This is a genomic window from Pseudomonas sp. W2Aug9 (genome assembly GCF_023127755.1).
Lineage (GTDB): Bacteria > Pseudomonadota > Gammaproteobacteria > Pseudomonadales > Pseudomonadaceae > Aquipseudomonas > Aquipseudomonas synxantha_A.
This window is the reverse complement of record NZ_SPKL01000008.1, coordinates 350805-370472: the sequence shown is the minus strand read 5'-3', so window position 1 is coordinate 370472 and position 19668 is coordinate 350805. Positions and strand designations below refer to the sequence as shown.

Genomic DNA, 19668 nt, shown 5'->3' with positions numbered 1-19668 from the left:
TGCAGAAACAATGTGGGAGGGGCCTCTCAGGCCGACAGCCTCAGCGAAAATCCCGACGCTCGCGAATCAACGCGTAAGCGTTATGCAGCTCCCGGGTGCGTTCGGTGGCTTCACGCACTTGTGCGGGGCTGGCGCCCGTGCCGGCGATCTTGTCCGGGTGGTGGCGGCTGAGGAGGCGACGGTAGGCGCGTTTGATCACCGAGGGCTCAGTGGTCGCCGTCACACCCAGGACCTGCAACGCCTCCTGATAGGCTCCACCACGATTGGCCAGCGGCTTGCGCTGCGGCGCGTAATCGGTTGCCAGTGCCTGGAGTTGTTGCGGCGTCCAGCCCAGCCATTTGCCCCACAGGTCGATCAGGTCGCGCTCGGCGTCATCCGCCCGTCCGTCCGCCCAGGCCATGCGCCAACAGGCACGTAGCACGCCTTCCGCCGCATGGGGTTGCGCCTTGAGCACACGCAGGTAGCTGCGCACACGGTCGCTGCCAGACTTGCCCCGGTTGAAGGCGCTGATAGCGCGACGCTGGGCCGGCTCGGACATATCCAACGCACGCATCTCCTGACGCGCCTGCTGGATATGCCCATCCACAACCCGGCCGTTACTCTTGGCCAACCGCCCCAACAGCACAAACAACAGTTCGTCGTTGCGCAACGCCGGGCGCCCGCCCAGGCGTTCGCGCAACTGCGCCCAACTGTGCAGTTGCAGACGACGATCCAGCGCCTGCCCCAGCAATGCACCCAACAAGGCCCCCGGAATACTGGCAATGGCAAAGCCAGCCCCGGCGCCGATCAGCGTCCCTGGCCACAACATCCTACTGCTCCGCTGTCAGCAAGGTTTCGACTTGCGCCAGACGCTCCAGCGTCCCGACATCCACCCAGCGTCCCGTCATGTGCTCCCCCGTTACCAGACCTTTAGCCATGGCCGCACGCAACAGCGGCGCCAACTTGAAGGCACCGGCGCTGCAACCCGCAAACAATTTGGGGTCGAGCACTGAAATGCCACTGAAGGTCAGGTTATCGGCACCGGGCGCGGCATCATGAAGCAGACCTTTATCCAGGTAGAAATCCCCGCCTGACGGGTGGTGCTCAGGGTTGTCGACCATCACCAAGTGCGCCAGGCCCTGGATCGGCTGCCCGAGACGGGTGAAATCGTAGTCAGTCCAGATATCTCCATTGACCACCAGGAAGGGGTCACCCCCCAGCAGCGGCAACGCCTGGAATATCCCGCCCCCCGTTTCCAGCGGCTCACCCTCCGGCGAGTAGCGGATGCGCAGCCCGAACTGGGCGCCGTCACCCAAGTAGTTTTCAATCTGCTGGCCTAGCCAGGCATGGTTGATCACGATCTCGGTAAAGCCGGCCTTCGCCAAAGCTTCAAGGTGATACTCGATCAACCGCTTGCCGCCGGCTTGCACCAGCGGCTTGGGCGTATGCAGGGTGAGCGGACGCATGCGCTCGCCCTTTCCCGCTGCCAGGATCATTGCCTTCATACAATGGCCTCGGCGGGCTGGCGCAGGCTGGCGAGCAGTTCGCCCAGTTCGCTCAACTCGGGTCGGTCGGCGAGCACCGCGTCTATATAAGCAAAGAAACGCGGCACATCGGCCAGGTAGCGCGGTTTGCCGTCACGGTGGCAAATACGCGAAAAAATACCGATGACCTTGAGATGACGCTGCACGCCCATCAGGTCGCTGGCGCGCAGAAAGTCTTCGAAGTCGTCCTGCACCGGGATCCCCAACCGCCCGGCGCGCTGCCAGTAGCCGTGCTGCCATTCACGCACACGCGCCTGGGGCCAACTGAGGAAGGCGTCCTTGAACAGGCAGGTAATGTCATAAGTCACCGGGCCGTAGACTGCATCTTGAAAATCCAGTACGCCGGGGTTCGGCTCACTGATCATCAGGTTGCGCGGCATATAGTCGCGATGCACCAGCACCTTGGGCTGCGCCAGGGCACTGTCGATCAATTTTTCGCTGACGCGTTGCCAGAGGGCTTGTTGCTCAGCGTCGAAGTCGATCCCCAGGTGACGGCGCACATACCATTCCGGGAATAATTCAAGCTCGCGACGCAACAAGGCCACGTCGTAGCTGGGCAATGGTGCGTCCATCGGCAATTGCTGGAAAGCCAGCAGCGCATCGATGGCATCGGCAAATAATTGATCGGCATTTTCAGCGTCAATCACATCCAGATAGGTTTTTCTGCCCAGGTCATTGAGCAAAAGAAAGCCACGAGGCAAGTCTTCTGCATAAATTTTTGGCACATTTATTCCTGATTTCGCCAGTAAATGCGCGATATCGACGAAAGGTTTGCAGTTTTCCTGGGGGGGTGGCGCGTCCATTACGACGAACGTATGGGCACCGCCCTCCCACCGGAAGTAACGCCTGAAACTCGCGTCGCTGCTGGCCGCGGTCAATGTGGCCGGGGGTACGGGACCCCAGTCCTGAGCGTTGAAGAGGATCGGCAACTGCTCATCCAGCCAGACTTCCAGCTGTTGTAAACGTAGATCTTGCTCGGGCATTACAAGGGTCTCCGACGGCGCTAGCCGTCAAGCGGGGCATGCTTTATTATCACGCATCTTTTTCAGACCATCGAGAGGCGTGCGGCCCAAACCGCGGGCAGATGGCACGCAGGAAGCCCGGACTAATAAGATGGCATTGAAATCCCCCGCGTTTCGTAGAAAATTTCCGTTGCTGGTAACCGGCAGTCTGCTGGCCTTGCAACCTTTCGCCACCTCATTCGTGGTCGCCGCGGAACAGTATGACTGCTCAGTCTCTGCTTCGGGTGCCTGGGATTGCGCGCCGAAGACCGCCGCAGCCCCATTGCCACCGCGCCCGGTGCATGACGGTTCTGCCGTCAGCTCGGCCAACGGCACGCCGCAAGGCAAGGCTGGCGGCAGCGTCGACGCCGAGCCCAAGACCGTGCTGGTCACCGAATCCAAGGGCCGAGGCCTGCGCTCGCGCAGCGCCGACTACAGCCACCTGGACTGGGTGCCTCGCGACAAGCTGACTGCAGCGCAACTGGCCGAGACCGGCCCTTACTGCGGCGGCGCCTACATCGAGCCGACTCGTCCTGGCATGAACGACAAGACGGACAAGAGCGATGCGCCGACCTTCATCGGTGCCAAGGCCTCGCGTTACGAGCAGGAACAGCAGGTCGCCACCCTGGCCGGTGACGTGGTCATGCGCCAGGGCAGCATGCAGCTTGAAGCGGACGAAGCCAGCCTGTACCAGGCCGAGAACCGTGGCGAGCTGAACGGCAAGGTGCGACTGCGCGACAACGGCGCGCTGATCGTGGGCGACCATGCCCAGGTCCAGCTCGACACCGGCGCCGCCCAGATCGACAACGCCGAATACGTGATGCACAAGTCGCGCATTCGCGGTAACGCCCTGTACGCCAAGCGTGCCGAGAACGCGATCATCCGTCTCAAGGACGGTACGTACACCACCTGCGAGCCGGACAGCAACGCCTGGCAGCTCAAGGGCAACAACATCACGTTGAACCCGGCCACCGGTTTCGGTACGGCCACCAACGCGACGTTGCGGGTCAAGAACATCCCGATCCTGTACACCCCGTACATCTACTTCCCGATCGACGACCGTCGTCAATCCGGCTTCCTGCCGCCGAGCTTCAGCACCGGCAGCGAGACTGGCTTTACGCTGGTAACGCCGTACTACTTCAACCTGGCACCGAACTACGATGCCACGTTGTACCCGCAATACATGACCAAGCGCGGCTTGTTGATGGAGGGCGAATTCCGCTACCTGACCAAGTCGAGTGAAGGCCAGTTTGGTGGGGCGTATCTCAATGATGATAGCGACGAGCGGAAGAAGCAGACCGATTACGAAAAAACCCGTTATATGCTCAATTGGCAGCATAAGGGTGGGTTGGATTCGCGTCTGACGACTCAGGTCGATTACACCAAGATCAGTGATCCTTTCTACTTCCAGGACTTGAAGTCGTATCAGGAAGGCATCCAGAGCCAGGACTTCCTGAACCAGCAGGGCTCCGTGACTTATAGTGGTGATAACTATCAAGCTCGCGTGAACCTGCAGTCATATCAACTGGCGACGATTTCGCAGATCACTCCGTATGACCGTTTGCCGCAGATCACCTTCAATGGTCAGCTGCCGTACCATCCGGGGGGGCTCAACTTCTCCTACGAGACTGAAGCCGTAAGATTTGACCGAGACCTTCGAAACGGTAATGTGGTTAACGAAGACGGCGGGCCGTTCAATCCTGATGGCACTATAGGTGAACGACGCCTGGATACCTACGTAAACGGCCTGACCCGTGCAAACGGAACACGCTTGAACGTAGCTCCCGCTGTTGAGTACCCAATGAACTGGAGCTATGGCTTTATTACGCCGAAGCTCAAATACGTCTATACCAAATATGATCTTGACCTGGACAGCAAAGGCAAGGATGACATTGTCGCCGCGCAACTGGCCGCTACCCGGCCCGGTGCAGCCCCTTACGCTGGCGGAGTGTTCAAGAGTTCGCAAGATCGCGCTGTTCCTATCGCGAGCGTAGACAGCGGGTTGTACTTCGACCGCAAAACCAATTGGTTCGGTAAAGACTATAACCAGACCCTTGAGCCGCGGGCGTTCTATCTCTACGTACCGAACAAAGATCAAAGCGATATTCCGGTTTTCGACACCAGTGAATATTCGTTCAGCTATGCCTCTCTATTCCGTGATAACCGCTTCGCCGGTAACGATCGGATCGGTGACGAGAACAAGTTATCCCTAGGCGTAACCAGCCGGTGGATCGAAGAAAATGGCTTCGAACGCCAGCGTGTTTCCGTGGGCCAGGCACTGTACTTCAAGGATCGCGAGGTTCAACTGCCAGGAGTCCTGGCCGCTGACCGAGATGACTCCCGAACAGATGTCTCGCCGATCGCTCTGGAATACGCATTCCGCTTCAACCGCGACTGGCGTGCCACGGCCGATTATAACTGGGACACTGAAAGCCATGCCCCACGCTCTGGCAGCGCGATGTTCCACTACCAGCCAGAAGACAACCCGAACAAGGTCGTCAACCTCGGCTACCGCTATCGCAACGACCAGGTGGTCTACAACCAGCTGACCGGCAAATGGCAGTTCGGTGGTGACTACGGCACTCCGGGTCAAGAGAACTACGTGAAGGATTACTACAAAATCCAGCAACACGACTTCTCGATGATGTGGCCGATCATTCCTCAGTGGAACCTGATCACCCGCTGGCAGTATGACTATGCCCGCAACCGCACCCTGGAAGCCTTCGGTGGTTTCGAGTACGACAACTGCTGCTGGAAACTGCGCGTTATCAATCGCTATTGGGTTTCCAACGACGAATACAGCCAGATCGCCCCGCTTAACGAAAAGGGTGACCACGGGCTCTTCTTCCAGATCGTCCTCAAAGGACTCGGCGGCCTGACCGGCGCCAAGGTAGAGAGCTTCCTCGACAAAGGCATTGAAGGTTATCGTGAACGTGAAGACAAAGCTTTCTGAGTGTTTGCGCCCGCTAGTGCTGGGCGCGCTGTTCCTGGGTACTGTTTCGGCACACGCCGCGGTTCAACAGCTGGATAAAGTAGCGGCCATCGTCGACAACGACGTGATCATGCAGAGCCAGCTGGACCAACGGGTCAAGGAAGTTCAGCAAACCATCGCCAAGCGTGGCGGTGGTGTGCCGCCGACCAGCGTCCTGGAACCCCAGGTACTGGAGCGTCTGATCGTCGAAAACCTGCAGTTGCAGATCGGCGAACGTTCCGGCATCCGGATTTCGGACGAAGAACTGAACCAGGCCGTCGGCACCATCGCTCAACGCAACAACATGAGCATTGATCAGTTCCGCGCCGCGCTGGCTCACGATGGCTTGTCCTATGAGGACGCCCGCGACCAGATCAAGCGCGAGATGATCATCAGCCGTGTGCGCCAGCGCCGTGTGGCCGAACGGGTCCAGGTATCGGAGCAGGAAGTGAAGAACTTCCTGGCCTCGGACCTTGGCAAGATGCAGCTCTCCGAAGAACTGCACCTGGCCAATATTCTTATTCCTACCCCTGACGCCGCCAACTCCGAGCAACTGAATGCCGCTGCGGCCAAGACCCAAGCGGTGTACGACCGCCTGAAAGCCGGTGCTGACTTTGCCCAGACCGCCATTGCCGTCTCCGGCAGCGATAACGCACTGGACGGCGGTGACATGGGCTGGCGTAAAGCCGCACAGCTGCCGCCTCCGTTCGATCGCGAGCTGAGCTCCATGGAAGTCGGCGGCATCACCCAACCGGCACGTACCCCAGGTGGCTTCATTATCCTCAAGCTGCTGGGCAAACGCGGCGGCGAGACCTCGCTGAAAGACGAAGTACACGTTCGTCACATCCTGGTCAAACCAAGCGAAATCCGTACCGAGGCACAAACCAAGGAACTGGCGCAGAAGATCTACGACCGCATCGAAAGCGGTGAAGACTTCGCCACCCTGGCCAAAAGTTTCTCGGAAGACCCTGGTTCTGCCCTTAACGGCGGCGACTTGAACTGGATCGACCCGAAAGCCCTGGTGCCCGAGTTCCAACAGGTCATGGCCGACACACCGCAAGGCGTATTGTCCAAGCCGTTCAAGACTCAATACGGCTGGCATGTCCTGGAAGTCCTTGGCCGTCGCGCCACCGACAACACCAACCAGGCCCGCGAGCAGCAAGCCCTGACCGTGCTGCGTAACCGCAAATACGACGAAGAGCTGCAAACCTGGTTGCGTCAGATCCGTGACGAAGCCTACGTAGAGAACAAGCTGCCAGGCGCCGAGCAAACAGGCACCGACCAGGCAACCCAGTGAAACCCCAGCGTTTCGCGGTGACACCCGGCGAGCCGGCCGGCATTGGTCCAGACCTGTGCCTGCTGCTCGCCTCGCAACCTCAGCCACACCCCCTGATTGCCATTACCAGCCGCGACCTGCTCCTTGAGCGGGCCGCGCAGTTGGGCGTGGCTGTCAACTTGCTGGAAGTGGCACCGGGCAATTGGCCGGACCTGCCCGCCCCGGCCGGCAGCCTGTATGTATGGGACACCCCTTTACAGGCCAAGGTGGTCGCCGGGCAACTGAACAAGGCCAATGCAGCCTTTGTGCTGGAAACCCTGACACGCGCCGGGCAAGGCTGCATCGACGGCGACTTTGCCGGCATGATCACCGCGCCCGTGCATAAAGGCGTGATCAACGAATCCGGCATCGCGTTTTCCGGCCATACCGAATTCCTCGCCGAGCTGACCCATACCGAACAGGTCGTGATGATGCTGGCGACCCGTGGCCTGCGTGTTGCGCTGGTGACCACACATCTGCCACTGCGCGATATTGCCGACGCCATCACCGCCGAGCGCATAGAGCGCGTCACGCGCATCCTGCATGACGACCTGCAACACAAATTCGGCATTGCCCGACCGCGTATCCTGGTCTGCGGGCTAAACCCCCATGCCGGTGAAGGCGGCCACTTGGGCCATGAAGAAATCGACATCATTGAACCGACATTAGAGCGCCTGCGCCAAGAAGGCATGGACCTGCGTGGCCCATTGCCTGCAGACACTCTGTTTACCCCCAAATATCTGGAGCACTGCGACGCAGTGCTGGCGATGTACCACGACCAGGGGCTGCCCGTGCTGAAGTACAAAGGCTTCGGCGCTGCAGTCAACGTGACACTGGGCCTGCCGATCATCCGCACCTCCGTCGACCATGGCACAGCCCTGGACCTGGCGGGCAGCGGCAAGATCGATACCGGCAGCCTGCACGTAGCCCTGGAAACCGCCTATCAGATGGCCGAGACCCGTATATGACTGAGCATTACCAACACCGGGCGCGCAAGCGCTTCGGGCAAAACTTCCTGCACGACGCGGGTGTCATCGATCGCATCCTGCGCTCCATCCACGCCAAGCCAGAAGACCGCCTGCTGGAAATCGGCCCGGGCCAGGGCGCGCTGACCCAAGGCCTGCTGGCGAGCGGCGGGCAGCTGGACGTGGTGGAACTGGACAAGGACCTGATCCCGATCCTGAACCAGCAGTTCGCTGGCAAGCCCAACTTCAACCTGCACCAGGGCGATGCGCTGAAGTTCGACTTCAATAGCCTGAATGCCGCCCCCAATAGCCTGCGGGTGGTGGGCAACCTGCCGTACAACATCTCCACACCGCTGATTTTCCACCTGCTGAACAACGCCGGGATCATCCGCGACATGCACTTCATGCTGCAGAAGGAAGTGGTAGAGCGCCTGGCCGCAGGCCCTGGCGGTGGTGATTGGGGCCGTTTGTCGATCATGGTCCAGTATCATTGCCGCGTGGAGCACCTGTTCAACGTCGGCCCGGGCGCGTTCAACCCGCCGCCGAAGGTTGATTCAGCCATCGTACGCCTGGTGCCGCATGCCGTGCTGCCCCACCCAGCCAAGGATCACAAGCTGCTGGAGCGCGTTGTGCGTGAAGCGTTCAACCAACGCCGCAAGACGCTGCGCAACACGCTCAAGGCCCTGCTGAGCAACGCTGAAATCGAAGCTGCCGGTGTCGATGGCAGCCTGCGCCCCGAACAGCTGGACTTGGCCGCGTTCGTACGCCTGGCTGACCAACTGGCGATTCAGCCAGCTCCGACAGAAGGATAAGGCTCAACGCGATCCAATGTGGGAGGGGGCTTGCTCCCGACAGGGGAGTATCAGTGGATACATTTTCAACTGACACATCGCTATCGGGAGCAAGCCCCCTCCCACATTTGGATCACGTATCTGGCCTAGTGCCCACCTCATGGCCTAGACTGACCCGCATCTGCTGTCCCCTGCTTTTAAGGCCTCTTGCATGTCCGATCCTCGCTATCAGATCGACGTCAGCGTCGTCACCCGCTTCCTGGCGGACCAATCGCAACCCGAACAGAACCGCTTTGCCTTTGCCTACACCGTCACCGTAAAAAACAACGGGTTGGTCCCGGCCAAGCTGCTGTCGCGCCACTGGGTCATTACCGATGGCGACGGCCAGGTCGAGGAAGTGCGTGGAGCAGGCGTTGTCGGCCAGCAACCCTTGATCAACAGCGGCGCCAGCCACACCTACAGCAGCGGCACGGTGATGACCTCCAAGGTCGGCACCATGCAGGGCTCGTATCAGATGAAAGCTACCGACGGTCATTTGTTCGACGCAACGATCAAGCCCTTCCGCCTCGCGGTGCCCGGAGCCCTGCACTGATGGCGACGTACGCGGTCGGCGACCTGCAAGGTTGCCTGGAACCTCTCAAGTGCCTGCTCGAGCGCGTAGCCTTTGACCCCGCAAGCGATCGCCTGTGGCTGGTGGGCGACCTCGTCAACCGAGGCCCCCACTCCCTGGAGACCCTGCGCTATCTCTATAGCCTGCGTGACTCGCTGGTATGCGTACTCGGCAACCACGACCTGCACCTGCTCGCGGCCGGCAATAACATCGAGCGCCTGAAAAAGGGCGACACCCTGCGCGAAATCCTCGAAGCGCCGGACCGCGCCGAGTTGCTCGACTGGCTGCGCCGGCAAAAACTCATGCACTACGATGAGGGCCGCAACATGGCCTTGGTGCATGCAGGCATCCCACCTCAGTGGACGCTGAAAAAAGCCCTCAAATGCGCCGCTGAAGTCCAAAGTGCACTGGCCGATGACACCCTGTACACCACCTACCTGGACGGCATGTACGGCAACGAACCGGTGAAGTGGGACAACGACCTCACGGGCGTAACCCGCCTGCGCGTGATCACCAACTACTTTACGCGGATGCGCTTCTGCACCGCTGAAGGCAAGCTGGACCTCAAGAGCAAGGAAGGCGCCGACACCGCGCTACCCGGCTACAAGCCATGGTTCGCCCATAAGGAGCGCAAGACCCGTGATACGAAGATCATCTTTGGTCACTGGGCCGCCCTGGAAGGCAAATGCGACGAACCCGGCGTGTTCGCCCTCGACACCGGCTGCGTATGGGGCGGCGCCATGACCCTGATGAACATCGACACCGGCGAGCGCTTCGGCTGCCAGTGTGAACCCCCTCTTTCCATTACCCAGCCGGCCGCCGCCAAACCATAGGAGCCCGCCATGACCGAATTCAAACGTATCCCTCCCCAAGAAGCCCAAGCGCTGCGCGAGCAAGGCGCGGTGGTCGTCGATATCCGCGACCAGCCTACCTATGCGGCAGCTCATATCCCCGGCGCCAAGCATCTGGACAACGTCAACATCGCCGACTTCATCCGCGCCGCCGACCTCGATGCGCCGCTGATCGTAGCCTGCTACCACGGCAATTCCAGCCAGAGCGCGGCCGCTTACCTGGTCAGCCAGGGCTTCTCCGACGTCTATAGCCTGGACGGCGGCTTTGAGCTGTGGCGTGGGACCTACCCTTCGGAAATTTCCGAAGGCGATTCGCAATAATTTTTTTCACACCCCGCTATCCCGCGTGACGCTTGGGCTTGCGCCGTTTCTGACGAACGGCGCAGCCAAACTAATTGCGCATCGCGCCTTGACCTCCCGGATTCCGAACTATCCTTAAGCGCAGGCCATCCGAATCAGGGGAGAGCCGGTACACCGGCGTACGGGTCATCGGTAGCGTTTCAGGGTGTTCTGGGGGGAAAACAGCCATTGGCGCGTGTCAATGACTGCCAGCATCCGCTGATTGATCCGGCGTCGGCTCCACGTATCGAGCGAGGTGACGACGTCATGAGTATCTTTAGCCACTTCCAACAACGCTTCGCGTCCACGCAGCAGGAAGAACTCACGCTTCAAGAGTATCTCGAGCTGTGCAAGCAGGACCGCAGCACCTATGCCTCTGCCGCCGAACGCCTGCTATTGGCGATCGGCGAGCCGGAGCTGGTGGAAACCGCCAACAATTCGCGCCTGTCGCGAATATTCTCCAACAAGGTGATCCGCCGCTATCCGGCCTTTGAAGACTTCCATGGCATGGAAGAATGCATCGACCAGATCGTCTCCTACTTCCGCCATGCCGCCCAAGGCCTGGAAGAGAAGAAACAGATCCTTTACCTGCTCGGGCCAGTCGGCGGCGGCAAGTCGTCCCTGGCGGAAAAGCTAAAGCAGTTGATCGAGAAGGTGCCCTTCTACGCGATCAAGGGCTCGCCGGTCTTCGAGTCGCCCCTGGGCCTGTTCAACGCCACGGAAGATGGCGCGATTCTCGAAGAAGACTTCGGTATACCGCGGCGCTACCTCAACACCATCATGTCGCCTTGGGCCACCAAGCGCCTGGCCGAGTTCGGCGGTGATATCAGCCAATTCCGCGTAGTGAAACTCTACCCGTCGATCCTCAACCAGATCGGCGTGGCCAAGACCGAACCGGGCGACGAAAACAACCAGGATATTTCTGCACTGGTGGGCAAGGTCGATATCCGCAAACTCGAAGAATTCCCACAGAACGACGCTGACGCCTACAGCTACTCCGGCGCGCTGTGCCGGGCCAACCAGGGCTTGATGGAGTTCGTGGAGATGTTCAAGGCGCCGATAAAGGTGCTCCACCCACTGCTCACCGCTACCCAGGAAGGCAACTACAACAGCACCGAAGGCCTGGGCGCGATTCCGTTCACCGGGATCCTGCTGGCCCACTCCAATGAATCGGAATGGCACACCTTCCGTAACAACAAGAACAACGAAGCCTTCATCGACCGGATCTATATCGTCAAGGTGCCGTACTGCCTGCGGGTCAGCGATGAGATCAAGATTTACGACAAGCTGCTGTTCAACAGCTCCCTGGCCAAGGCCCACTGCGCACCCGACACGTTGAAGATGCTCGCCCAGTTCACCGTACTGTCGCGCCTCAAGGAGCCGGAGAATTCGAATATCTATTCGAAAATGCGGGTGTATGACGGCGAGAACCTCAAGGACACCGACCCCAAGGCCAAGTCGATCCAGGAGTATCGCGATACAGCGGGCGTCGATGAGGGCATGAATGGCCTGTCGACACGCTTTGCGTTCAAGATCCTGTCCAAGGTCTTCAACTTCGACCCCCACGAGATCGCCGCCAACCCGGTGCATCTGCTGTATGTACTGGAGCAGCAGATCGAACAGGAGCAATTCCAGGCGGAAACCCGCGAACGCTACCTGCGCTTCCTCAAGGAATACCTGGCACCGCGCTACATCGAGTTTATCGGCAAGGAAATCCAGACCGCGTACCTGGAGTCCTACAGCGAGTACGGTCAGAACATCTTCGACCGCTATGTGCTGTACGCCGACTTCTGGATTCAGGACCAGGAGTACCGCGATCCGGAAACCGGCGAAATCCTCAATCGCGTGGCGCTCAACGAAGAGCTTGAGAAGATCGAGAAACCGGCCGGCATCAGCAACCCAAAGGATTTCCGCAACGAAATCGTCAACTTCGTACTGCGCGCCCGTGCCAACAACAATGGCAAGAATCCCACCTGGCTCAGCTACGAGAAGCTGCGGGTGGTCATCGAAAAGAAAATGTTCTCCAACACCGAGGATCTGCTGCCGGTCATCAGCTTCAATGCCAAGGCCAGCAAGGAGGATCAGCAAAAACACAACGACTTCGTCACACGAATGGTCGAGCGCGGCTACACCGACAAACAGGTACGACTGCTCTCCGAGTGGTACTTGCGGGTGCGTAAATCGCAGTAAGGCAGCGACAAGCCAACGCTGCCAGGCATCCGGCCTGGCGGCTGACCGCTTGTCTCTAAGCTTCCAGCTCGCGGCTTGAAGCTTGTAACGTGAAGCTGCCCGGAGGGCTCCCCATGAGCTATGTGATCGACCGACGCCTTAATGGCAAGAACAAGAGCACGGTAAACCGCCAGCGTTTCCTGCGGCGTTACCGTGACCACATCAAAAAGGCCGTAGAAGAAGCCGTCAGCCGCCGCTCCATTACCGACATGGAGCATGGCGAGCAAATCAGCATTCCCGGCCGGGACATCGACGAGCCCGTGCTTCACCACGGGCGCGGCGGCAAACAGACCGTCGTGCACCCCGGCAACAAGGAATTCACCACCGGCGAACACATCCAGCGCCCACAAGGCGGCGGTGGCGGCAAAGGTCCGGGCAAGGCCGGTAATTCCGGCGAAGGCATGGACGAATTCGTGTTCCAGATCACCCAGGAGGAATTTCTCGAATTCATGTTCGAAGACCTGGAGTTGCCCAACCTGGTCAAGCGCAACCTGACCGGCACCGACACGTTCAAGACTGTACGCGCCGGGATCAGCAACGAAGGCAACCCCTCGCGCATCAACATCATCCGCACTTTGCGTTCAGCCCATGCACGACGCATCGCCCTCTCGGGCAGCAGCCGCGCAAAACTGAAGGCGGCCAAGGAAGAGCTGGCGCGTTTGAAGCGTGAAGAACCAGACAACTTCGGCGATATCCAGGAAATCGAGGTAGAAATCGAGAAGCTCAGCGCACGCATTCACCGCGTCCCGTTCCTCGACACCTTTGATTTGAAATACAACCTGCTGGTCAAGCAACCCAACCCCAGCTCCAAGGCCGTAATGTTCTGCCTGATGGATGTCTCCGGCTCCATGACCCAGGCCACCAAGGACATCGCCAAGCGTTTCTTCATCCTGCTGTACCTGTTCCTGAAACGGAACTACGACAAGATTGACGTAGTTTTCATTCGCCATCACACCAGCGCACGGGAAGTGGATGAAGAAGAGTTTTTTTATTCGCGGGAAACCGGCGGCACCATCGTATCCAGCGCCTTGAAGCTGATGCAGGAAATCATGGCCGAGCGCTACCCTGCCAACGAATGGAACATCTACGCTGCACAAGCTTCGGATGGCGACAATTGGAACGACGATTCGCCGATCTGCCGCGACATTCTGATCAACCAGATCATGCCGTTCGTGCAGTACTACACCTATGTTGAAATCACCCCCCGTGAGCATCAGGCCCTGTGGTTCGAATACGAGCGCATCGGCGAAGCCTTTGCCGACACGTTCGCCCAACAGCAACTGGTCTCGGCCGGCGATATCTATCCGGTCTTCCGTGAACTCTTCCAGCGCAGGTTAGTGACATGACCGCCAAAAAAGAGAACAAGCGCCAACCCCTATCCACTGGCTCCGAGTGGACCTTTGAACTGATCCAGGCCTATGACCGGGAAATCAGCCGTATCGCGGCAGGTTATGCCCTGGACACTTACCCCAACCAGATTGAAGTGATCACCGCTGAGCAAATGATGGATGCCTATGCCTCGGTGGGCATGCCGCTGGGTTATCACCACTGGTCCTATGGCAAACACTTCCTCAGCACCGAGAAGTCCTATACGCGAGGCCAGATGGGCCTGGCCTACGAGATCGTGATCAACTCCGACCCGTGCATCGCCTATCTGATGGAAGAAAACACCATCTGCATGCAGGCGCTGGTGGTGGCTCATGCCTGCTATGGACATAACAGTTTCTTCAAAGGCAACTACCTGTTTCGAACCTGGACCGACGCCAGCTCAATCATCGATTACCTCGTGTTTGCCAAGCAGTACATCATGCAATGCGAAGAACGACACGGCATTGATGCGGTGGAAGACCTGTTGGACTCCTGCCATGCACTGATGAATTACGGGGTCGACCGCTACAAGCGTCCCTATCCGATTTCAGCCGAGGAAGAGCGCCTGCGCCAGAAGGAACGCGAGGAGCACCTGCAGAAACAGATCAACGACCTGTGGCGCACCATTCCCAAGCGCGCCGGCAAAAACAACGACAAGGACAATGCACGCTTCCCCGCCGAACCCCAGGAAAACATCCTGTATTTTCTGGAAAAACACGCCCCGCTGCTGGAGCCTTGGCAACGTGAGATTGTGCGTATCGTGCGCAAGATCGCCCAGTATTTTTATCCGCAGCGCCAAACACAGGTGATGAACGAAGGCTGGGCAACATTCTGGCACTACACGCTGATGAACGACCTGTACGACGAGGGCCTGGTCACGGACGGCTTCATGATGGAGTTCCTCACGTCCCACACCAGCGTAGTCTTCCAACCCGGCTTCGACAGCCCGTATTACAACGGCATCAACCCCTATGCCCTGGGCTTTGCCATGTACCGCGATATCCGTCGCATGTGCGAACACCCCACCGAGGAGGATCGTCGCTGGTTCCCGGAGATCGCTGGCAGCGACTGGTTGTCGACCATCAAGTTCGCCATGAGCAGCTTCAAGGACGAGAGTTTCATCCTGCAGTACCTCTCACCTCAGGTGATTCGTGACCTCAAGCTGTTCAGCATTCTGGATGACGACCTGAAAGACGACCTTGTGGTCCCGGCTATCCATGATGAACCCGGCTACCGCATCATTCGCGAAACCCTGGCCGCCCAATACAACCTGGGCAACCGCGAGCCCAACGTGCAGATCTACAGCATCGATGTGCGCGGCGACCGTTCGCTCACCCTGCGTCATCAGCAACACGACCGTAAGCCGTTGGGCGATTCCACCGAGGAAGTGCTCAAGCACCTGCACCGACTGTGGGGGTTTGACATCCACCTGGAGACCCTGCAAGGCGATCAGGTGATGAAAACCCATCATGTGCCCCCGCGCAGCGATCATAACGACAACGACTACGGCCGCTTGGACATGGCCGTCGTTCATCTCTGAAACAGCAAAGCCTCCATTGCTCAGGCACAGGCGTTATCCTGTGCCGCTAATGGAGGCTTTTTCATGAAAATCTACAAAGTCGGCGGTGCGGTGCGTGATCGCCTGCTGGGCATCAAGGTCACCGATATCGACCGTGTCGTCGTAGGTGCAACGACCGAAGAGATGCTCGCCAAAGGCTATAAGCCCGTAGGGGCCGATTTCCCGGTATTTCTCGACCCGAAAAACGGCGATGAGTACGCCCTCGCCCGCACCGAACGCAAGAGTGGCCGAGGCTACGGTGGTTTTGTGTTTCACGCGAGCCCCGATGTCACGCTGGAGGAAGACCTGATTCGTCGCGACCTGACCATCAATGCCATGGCAGAAGACGATGACGGCACCCTGACCGACCCTTATCACGGCCAACGCGATCTTGAAGCGCGCATTTTGCGTCATGTTTCCCCCGCGTTCGCCGAAGATCCTCTGCGAGTACTGCGCGTCGCCCGCTTTGCCGCACGTTATGCACACCTGGGTTTCAAGGTCGCACCCGAGACGCTGGAATTGATGCGCCAGCTCAGTGAGTCCGGCGAACTGGAGGCCCTTACCCCCGAGCGCAGCTGGAAGGAAATCTCCCGCGCACTGATGGAGGATCAGCCACAGGTTTTCATCCAGATGCTACGCGACTGCGATGCGCTGAAAACCCTGATACCGGAGGTAGATGCCCTGTTCGGCGTACCGCAACCCGAAGCCCATCACCCGGAAATAGATACTGGCGTACACACCTTGAGCGTGCTGGAACAAGCTGCATTGTACAAACAGCCGCTGACCGTACGCTGGGCCTGCCTGCTGCACGATTTGGGCAAGGGCCTGACGCCTGTGGATAAGTTGCCGCAGCATATTGCCCATGAGCACCGTGGCTTGAAGCTGATCAAGGCGGTGAACGAACGCTTCAAGGTACCGAGGGATTGCCAGGAATTGGCCTTGCTGGTGGGGCAATATCATACCCATGGGCATCGAGCGCTGGAGCTGAAAGCCTCGACTTTGCTGGAGTTGCTGCAAAGCTTTGACGTGTACCGCCGGCCGCAACGCTTCGAAGAATTTGTGATGGCCTGCGAAATGGATGCCCGGGGCCGCAAGGGTCTTGAGCAGCGCAGTTATCCACAGGCGGATTATTTGCGCGGCGCGGCGAAGGCTGCACGCGAAGTACCGGTCGCACCACTGCTGGAAAAAGGTTTCAAAGGCCCCGAGCTGGGAGAAGCGCTCAAGCGCGAACGGCTGAACGCGCTGAAAGCCTACAAGGAACAGCCTTCACCGAAATAACGGCCTTTGTGGCGAAGGAGCTTGCTCCCGCTGGAGTGCGAAGCGCTCCCAAAATAGTGGGGCTGCTGCGCAGCCCAACGGGAGCAAGCTCCCTCGCCACGGCAAGCTCGGCTTCTACAGGAGGGTGTCCGGTGTAAGTTGCTGGCCTTGCCACTCAAAGCCGACAGGCGCCAGCACCTGATCGATCTGCGCATCGCGCCACAGCTCGGCCATTGTCTTGCCAGCCTCAGGGTGAACACGGTCCGGCGCCATCATCGACAGCGGCCACAATACAAAGGCATTTTTCAGAATTTCGGCTCGCGGCAGGATCAATCCATCAAAATCCCCCACCAAGTCGCCATACAACAGCACATCGATATCCAGCGGTAACCCTTTGCGGTCAGGTGCATACCGGCCATTATCGGCCTCGATGAGTTTGAGTCGACGGTCCAGCTCCATCAACGGCAGGTCGGTATAGGCCGACACCACCAGGTTGAAAAACGGCCCGCTCTTGATACCCACCGGCTGGCTCTCGAACACCGCCGAGCAGCGCATCTGCGTCAGGAACCCTGCCAGCGCATCCAGGCCGGCACATAGACGGCTCTCGCGCTCGATGTTGCTGCCAAGCCCGAGGTAAACCTGAGTCAACGACATCCGCGCTCGATCTCCACGCCCACGCCCTTGGCAGCGGGCACCGCGCCTGGCTTGGTCAACTTGAGGTGCAACCAGGGAATCTGGAATTCGCTCATCAGCACTTCGGCCAGGCGCTCGGCAAAGGTTTCCACCAACTGATACTGGGAATGCTCGGCAAAGGCCTGGATACGCGCGGATACACTGGCGTAGTCCAGCGCCAGGGTCAGGTCATCACCCGCGGCGGCCGGGCGATTATCCCAAGCAAAGCTCAGGTCCAGGCGCAGGCATTGACGGATGCCGCGCTCCCAGTCGTAGGCACCGATCACGGTGTCCACTTCCAGGCCTTCGATAAACACTCTGTCCAAGCACTCTTCTCCGCAGCACGACAAGGGCGCGATGCCCCGTTAGAATCAGGGCGTCCTCGCCCGGAATAGTTAGCATGTTTTGGTCACTGGCGATTTTCGCCTACCTGCTCGGCTCGCTGTCCTTCGCCATTTTGCTCAGCCGCTTGACGGGAAATCCCGACCCGCGAATGAGTGGTTCAGGCAATGCCGGCGCCACCAATATGTTGCGCCTGGCCGGCAAGAAACTTGCCGTCCTGACCCTGCTGGGCGACGTTTGCAAGGGCCTTCTGCCCGTGCTGATCGCCAGTCTCGCCGGCCTTACTTTGCAACAGCAGGCCTGGGTGGGCATATGCGCCGTCCTCGGTCACCTGTTCCCATTGTACTTCCGCTTTCGCGGTGGCAAGGGTGTCGCCACCGCGGCCGGGATGCTGCTGGGCATCTACCCACCGGCAGCATTGCTGGCCATGCTCGCCTGGCTGCTGACGTTCTACCTGACCCGTACCAGCTCGTTGGCCGCGCTGATTGCCACGCCGCTTACCCTGCCGCTGTTGGCCTGGCAGGCACCGCAGGCGTTACTGCCGATGAGCGTGCTGACACTGCTGATCGTCTGGCGCCACCGCGGCAATCTACGCGACCTGTTTGCCGGGCGCGAACGGCATTTTTAAATACGCCGGGCGAAACCGGTTCACGTAAGCCCTACAGCGGCGGCAACTGCTCCATCGGCCAGCGCGCCTGCACGCTGATCGCCAGGCTTTCATGCTGCCCGGCCTGCAAGCGCTGGCAGCCGGCGTAGGCAATCATCGCGCCGTTGTCAGTGCAGAATTCCGGGCGGGCGTAGAACACATGGCCTTGCATGTCGCCGAGCATTTTTTCAAGCGAACTGCGCAACGCCTTATTGGCGCTGACGCCGCCTGCGATCACTAGCCGCTTCATACCTGCCTGCTTGAGGGCGCGCTTGCACTTGATGGTCAAAGTCTCTACCACGGCCTGCTGGAACGCCAGTGCGATGTCGCAACGGGCTTGCTGACCGTCGTCCCCGGCGCTGACGCTCTGCTGCCAGGTATTCAGCGCGGACGTTTTCAAACCGCTGAAACTGAACATCAGCCCCGGCCGATCACACATCGGACGCGGGAAAACGTAGCGCCCGGCGACGCCTTTCTCGGCCAGACGGGCGATTTCCGGACCACCAGGATAGTTAAGCCCCATCATCTTCGCGGTTTTGTCGAACGCTTCACCGGCGGCATCATCCAGGGACTCGCCCAACAGCGTGTATTGGCCGATTCCATCGACCTGAACCAACTGCGTATGACCACCCGACACCAACAAAGCGACGAACGGGAACTCTGGAGGTGTTTTTTCCAACATCGGCGCCAGCAAATGGCCTTCCATGTGGTGCACGCCAAGGGCGGGAATACCCCAGGCAAAGGCCAGCGCCTGGGCGCAAGAAGCCCCAACCAGAAGGGCTCCGACCAATCCGGGGCCTGCCGTGTAGGCGATGGCGTCGATCTCGGTCGGCACACAGCCGGCCTCATCCAGCACCTGGCGAATCAACGGCAGCATGCGTTTGACATGATCACGGCTGGCCAGCTCCGGAACCACGCCGCCATAGGCGCGGTGCAGGTCGATCTGACTGAACAGTGCATCGGCCAAAAGCCCGCGTTCACTGTCGTATAGTGCGACTCCGGTTTCGTCGCAGGAGGTTTCAAGTCCCAGTACTAGCATGGGTTTGCGCCTTGTAGAGGCTGAATTCGAAGGCGCGCATAATAGTCGCCACTCCCCCTCCCGACTAGCGGTTTTCGATCAGAGGCTTTGCATTCCGGCCAATGAGGGGTTAACATCCGCAACCCTTAAAAACCGACGACCTCAGCCGCGAATTTTTTGCGACGAGAACGTTGATTCCCGGTAATGAAAGA

The 19668-nt window shown here is 59.4% G+C and carries 18 protein-coding genes; 12 read left to right on the top strand and 6 right to left on the bottom strand.

All coding sequences use genetic code 11. The features are described from left to right. Positions 1-40: 40 nt before the first annotated feature. The 3 genes from E3O56_RS06335 to E3O56_RS06325 are packed head-to-tail and all read right to left on the bottom strand — an operon-like array spanning position 41 to position 2506. On the bottom strand, positions 41-808 hold the full coding sequence (locus tag E3O56_RS06335) for a TerB family tellurite resistance protein (protein ID WP_032879191.1): 768 nt from the start codon (positions 806-808) through the stop codon (positions 41-43). 1 nt (position 809) lies between these two features. Further along, complete coding sequence (murU, locus tag E3O56_RS06330; RefSeq protein ID WP_032879189.1) at positions 810-1484, bottom strand: N-acetylmuramate alpha-1-phosphate uridylyltransferase MurU; 675 nt, start codon at positions 1482-1484, stop codon at positions 810-812. Then, positions 1481-2506: a phosphotransferase gene (locus E3O56_RS06325; RefSeq protein ID WP_032879188.1), complete on the bottom strand. Its 1026-nt coding sequence runs from the start codon at positions 2504-2506 to the stop codon at positions 1481-1483. Before E3O56_RS06325 ends, murU begins: the two co-directional genes overlap by 4 nt. 130 nt (positions 2507-2636) lie before the next feature. Between E3O56_RS06325 and E3O56_RS06320 the strand changes: the two genes are divergently transcribed. The 11 genes from E3O56_RS06320 (at position 2637) to E3O56_RS06270 (ending at position 16799) form a co-directional block, all read left to right on the top strand. Further along, positions 2637-5477 (top strand): LPS-assembly protein LptD, encoded by a 2841-nt coding sequence (locus E3O56_RS06320; RefSeq protein WP_122736004.1) that lies wholly within the window; start codon positions 2637-2639, stop codon positions 5475-5477. Then, positions 5458-6792: a peptidylprolyl isomerase gene (locus E3O56_RS06315; protein WP_143508490.1), complete on the top strand. Its 1335-nt coding sequence runs from the start codon at positions 5458-5460 to the stop codon at positions 6790-6792. Before E3O56_RS06320 ends, E3O56_RS06315 begins: the two co-directional genes overlap by 20 nt. Further along, the gene (pdxA, locus tag E3O56_RS06310; RefSeq protein WP_078822479.1) at positions 6789-7778 is read left to right on the top strand and encodes a 4-hydroxythreonine-4-phosphate dehydrogenase PdxA; all 990 of its coding nucleotides are present in this window, start codon (positions 6789-6791) and stop codon (positions 7776-7778) included. Before E3O56_RS06315 ends, pdxA begins: the two co-directional genes overlap by 4 nt. Next, positions 7775-8587 (top strand): 16S rRNA (adenine(1518)-N(6)/adenine(1519)-N(6))-dimethyltransferase RsmA, encoded by an 813-nt coding sequence (gene rsmA, locus E3O56_RS06305; RefSeq protein WP_005792048.1) that lies wholly within the window; start codon positions 7775-7777, stop codon positions 8585-8587. Before pdxA ends, rsmA begins: the two co-directional genes overlap by 4 nt. Positions 8588-8777: 190 nt before the next feature. Further along, positions 8778-9158, top strand: coding sequence for a Co2+/Mg2+ efflux protein ApaG (gene apaG / locus E3O56_RS06300; RefSeq protein ID WP_032879182.1), 381 nt, complete (start codon positions 8778-8780; stop codon positions 9156-9158). Then, positions 9158-10009 (top strand): symmetrical bis(5'-nucleosyl)-tetraphosphatase, encoded by an 852-nt coding sequence (locus tag E3O56_RS06295; protein WP_078822480.1) that lies wholly within the window; start codon positions 9158-9160, stop codon positions 10007-10009. The genes apaG and E3O56_RS06295 overlap by 1 nt, the downstream gene beginning before the upstream one ends. A 9-nt stretch (positions 10010-10018) precedes the next feature. Then, the gene (gene glpE, locus E3O56_RS06290) at positions 10019-10348 is read left to right on the top strand and encodes a thiosulfate sulfurtransferase GlpE (protein ID WP_032879179.1); all 330 of its coding nucleotides are present in this window, start codon (positions 10019-10021) and stop codon (positions 10346-10348) included. Between the two features lie 285 nt (positions 10349-10633). Further along, positions 10634-12556: a PrkA family serine protein kinase gene (locus tag E3O56_RS06285; RefSeq protein ID WP_003194732.1), complete on the top strand. Its 1923-nt coding sequence runs from the start codon at positions 10634-10636 to the stop codon at positions 12554-12556. Positions 12557-12669: 113 nt separating this feature from the next. After that, entirely contained in the window at positions 12670-13941 is a 1272-nt protein-coding gene (locus E3O56_RS06280) for a YeaH/YhbH family protein (RefSeq protein ID WP_005792055.1), read from the top strand. After that, the gene (locus E3O56_RS06275; protein WP_005792056.1) at positions 13938-15503 is read left to right on the top strand and encodes a SpoVR family protein; all 1566 of its coding nucleotides are present in this window, start codon (positions 13938-13940) and stop codon (positions 15501-15503) included. Before E3O56_RS06280 ends, E3O56_RS06275 begins: the two co-directional genes overlap by 4 nt. Positions 15504-15566: 63 nt before the next feature. Then, positions 15567-16799 carry a multifunctional CCA addition/repair protein gene (locus E3O56_RS06270; protein WP_103735237.1) on the top strand — a complete coding sequence of 411 codons (1233 nt, stop codon included), beginning with the start codon at positions 15567-15569 and terminating at the stop codon, positions 16797-16799. A 114-nt stretch (positions 16800-16913) separates the two neighbouring features. Here E3O56_RS06270 and folK read toward each other — a convergent pair whose 3' ends face one another. Together folK and folB are read right to left on the bottom strand one after the other, a co-directional pair. Next, on the bottom strand, positions 16914-17432 hold the full coding sequence (gene folK, locus E3O56_RS06265; RefSeq protein WP_032879174.1) for a 2-amino-4-hydroxy-6-hydroxymethyldihydropteridine diphosphokinase: 519 nt from the start codon (positions 17430-17432) through the stop codon (positions 16914-16916). Then, on the bottom strand, positions 17423-17776 hold the full coding sequence (gene folB / locus E3O56_RS06260; RefSeq protein WP_032879173.1) for a dihydroneopterin aldolase: 354 nt from the start codon (positions 17774-17776) through the stop codon (positions 17423-17425). The genes folK and folB overlap by 10 nt, the downstream gene beginning before the upstream one ends. Positions 17777-17850: 74 nt before the next feature. Here folB and plsY point away from each other — a divergent pair, with 74 nt between their 5' ends. Then, positions 17851-18420, top strand: a complete 570-nt coding sequence (gene plsY / locus E3O56_RS06255; protein WP_005792062.1) for a glycerol-3-phosphate 1-O-acyltransferase PlsY — start codon at positions 17851-17853, stop codon at positions 18418-18420. A gap of 31 nt (positions 18421-18451) precedes the next feature. Here the strand turns inward: plsY and tsaD are convergent, their stop codons facing one another. After that, on the bottom strand, positions 18452-19477 hold the full coding sequence (gene tsaD, locus E3O56_RS06250; protein ID WP_005792063.1) for a tRNA (adenosine(37)-N6)-threonylcarbamoyltransferase complex transferase subunit TsaD: 1026 nt from the start codon (positions 19475-19477) through the stop codon (positions 18452-18454). Positions 19478-19668 lie beyond the last annotated feature (191 nt).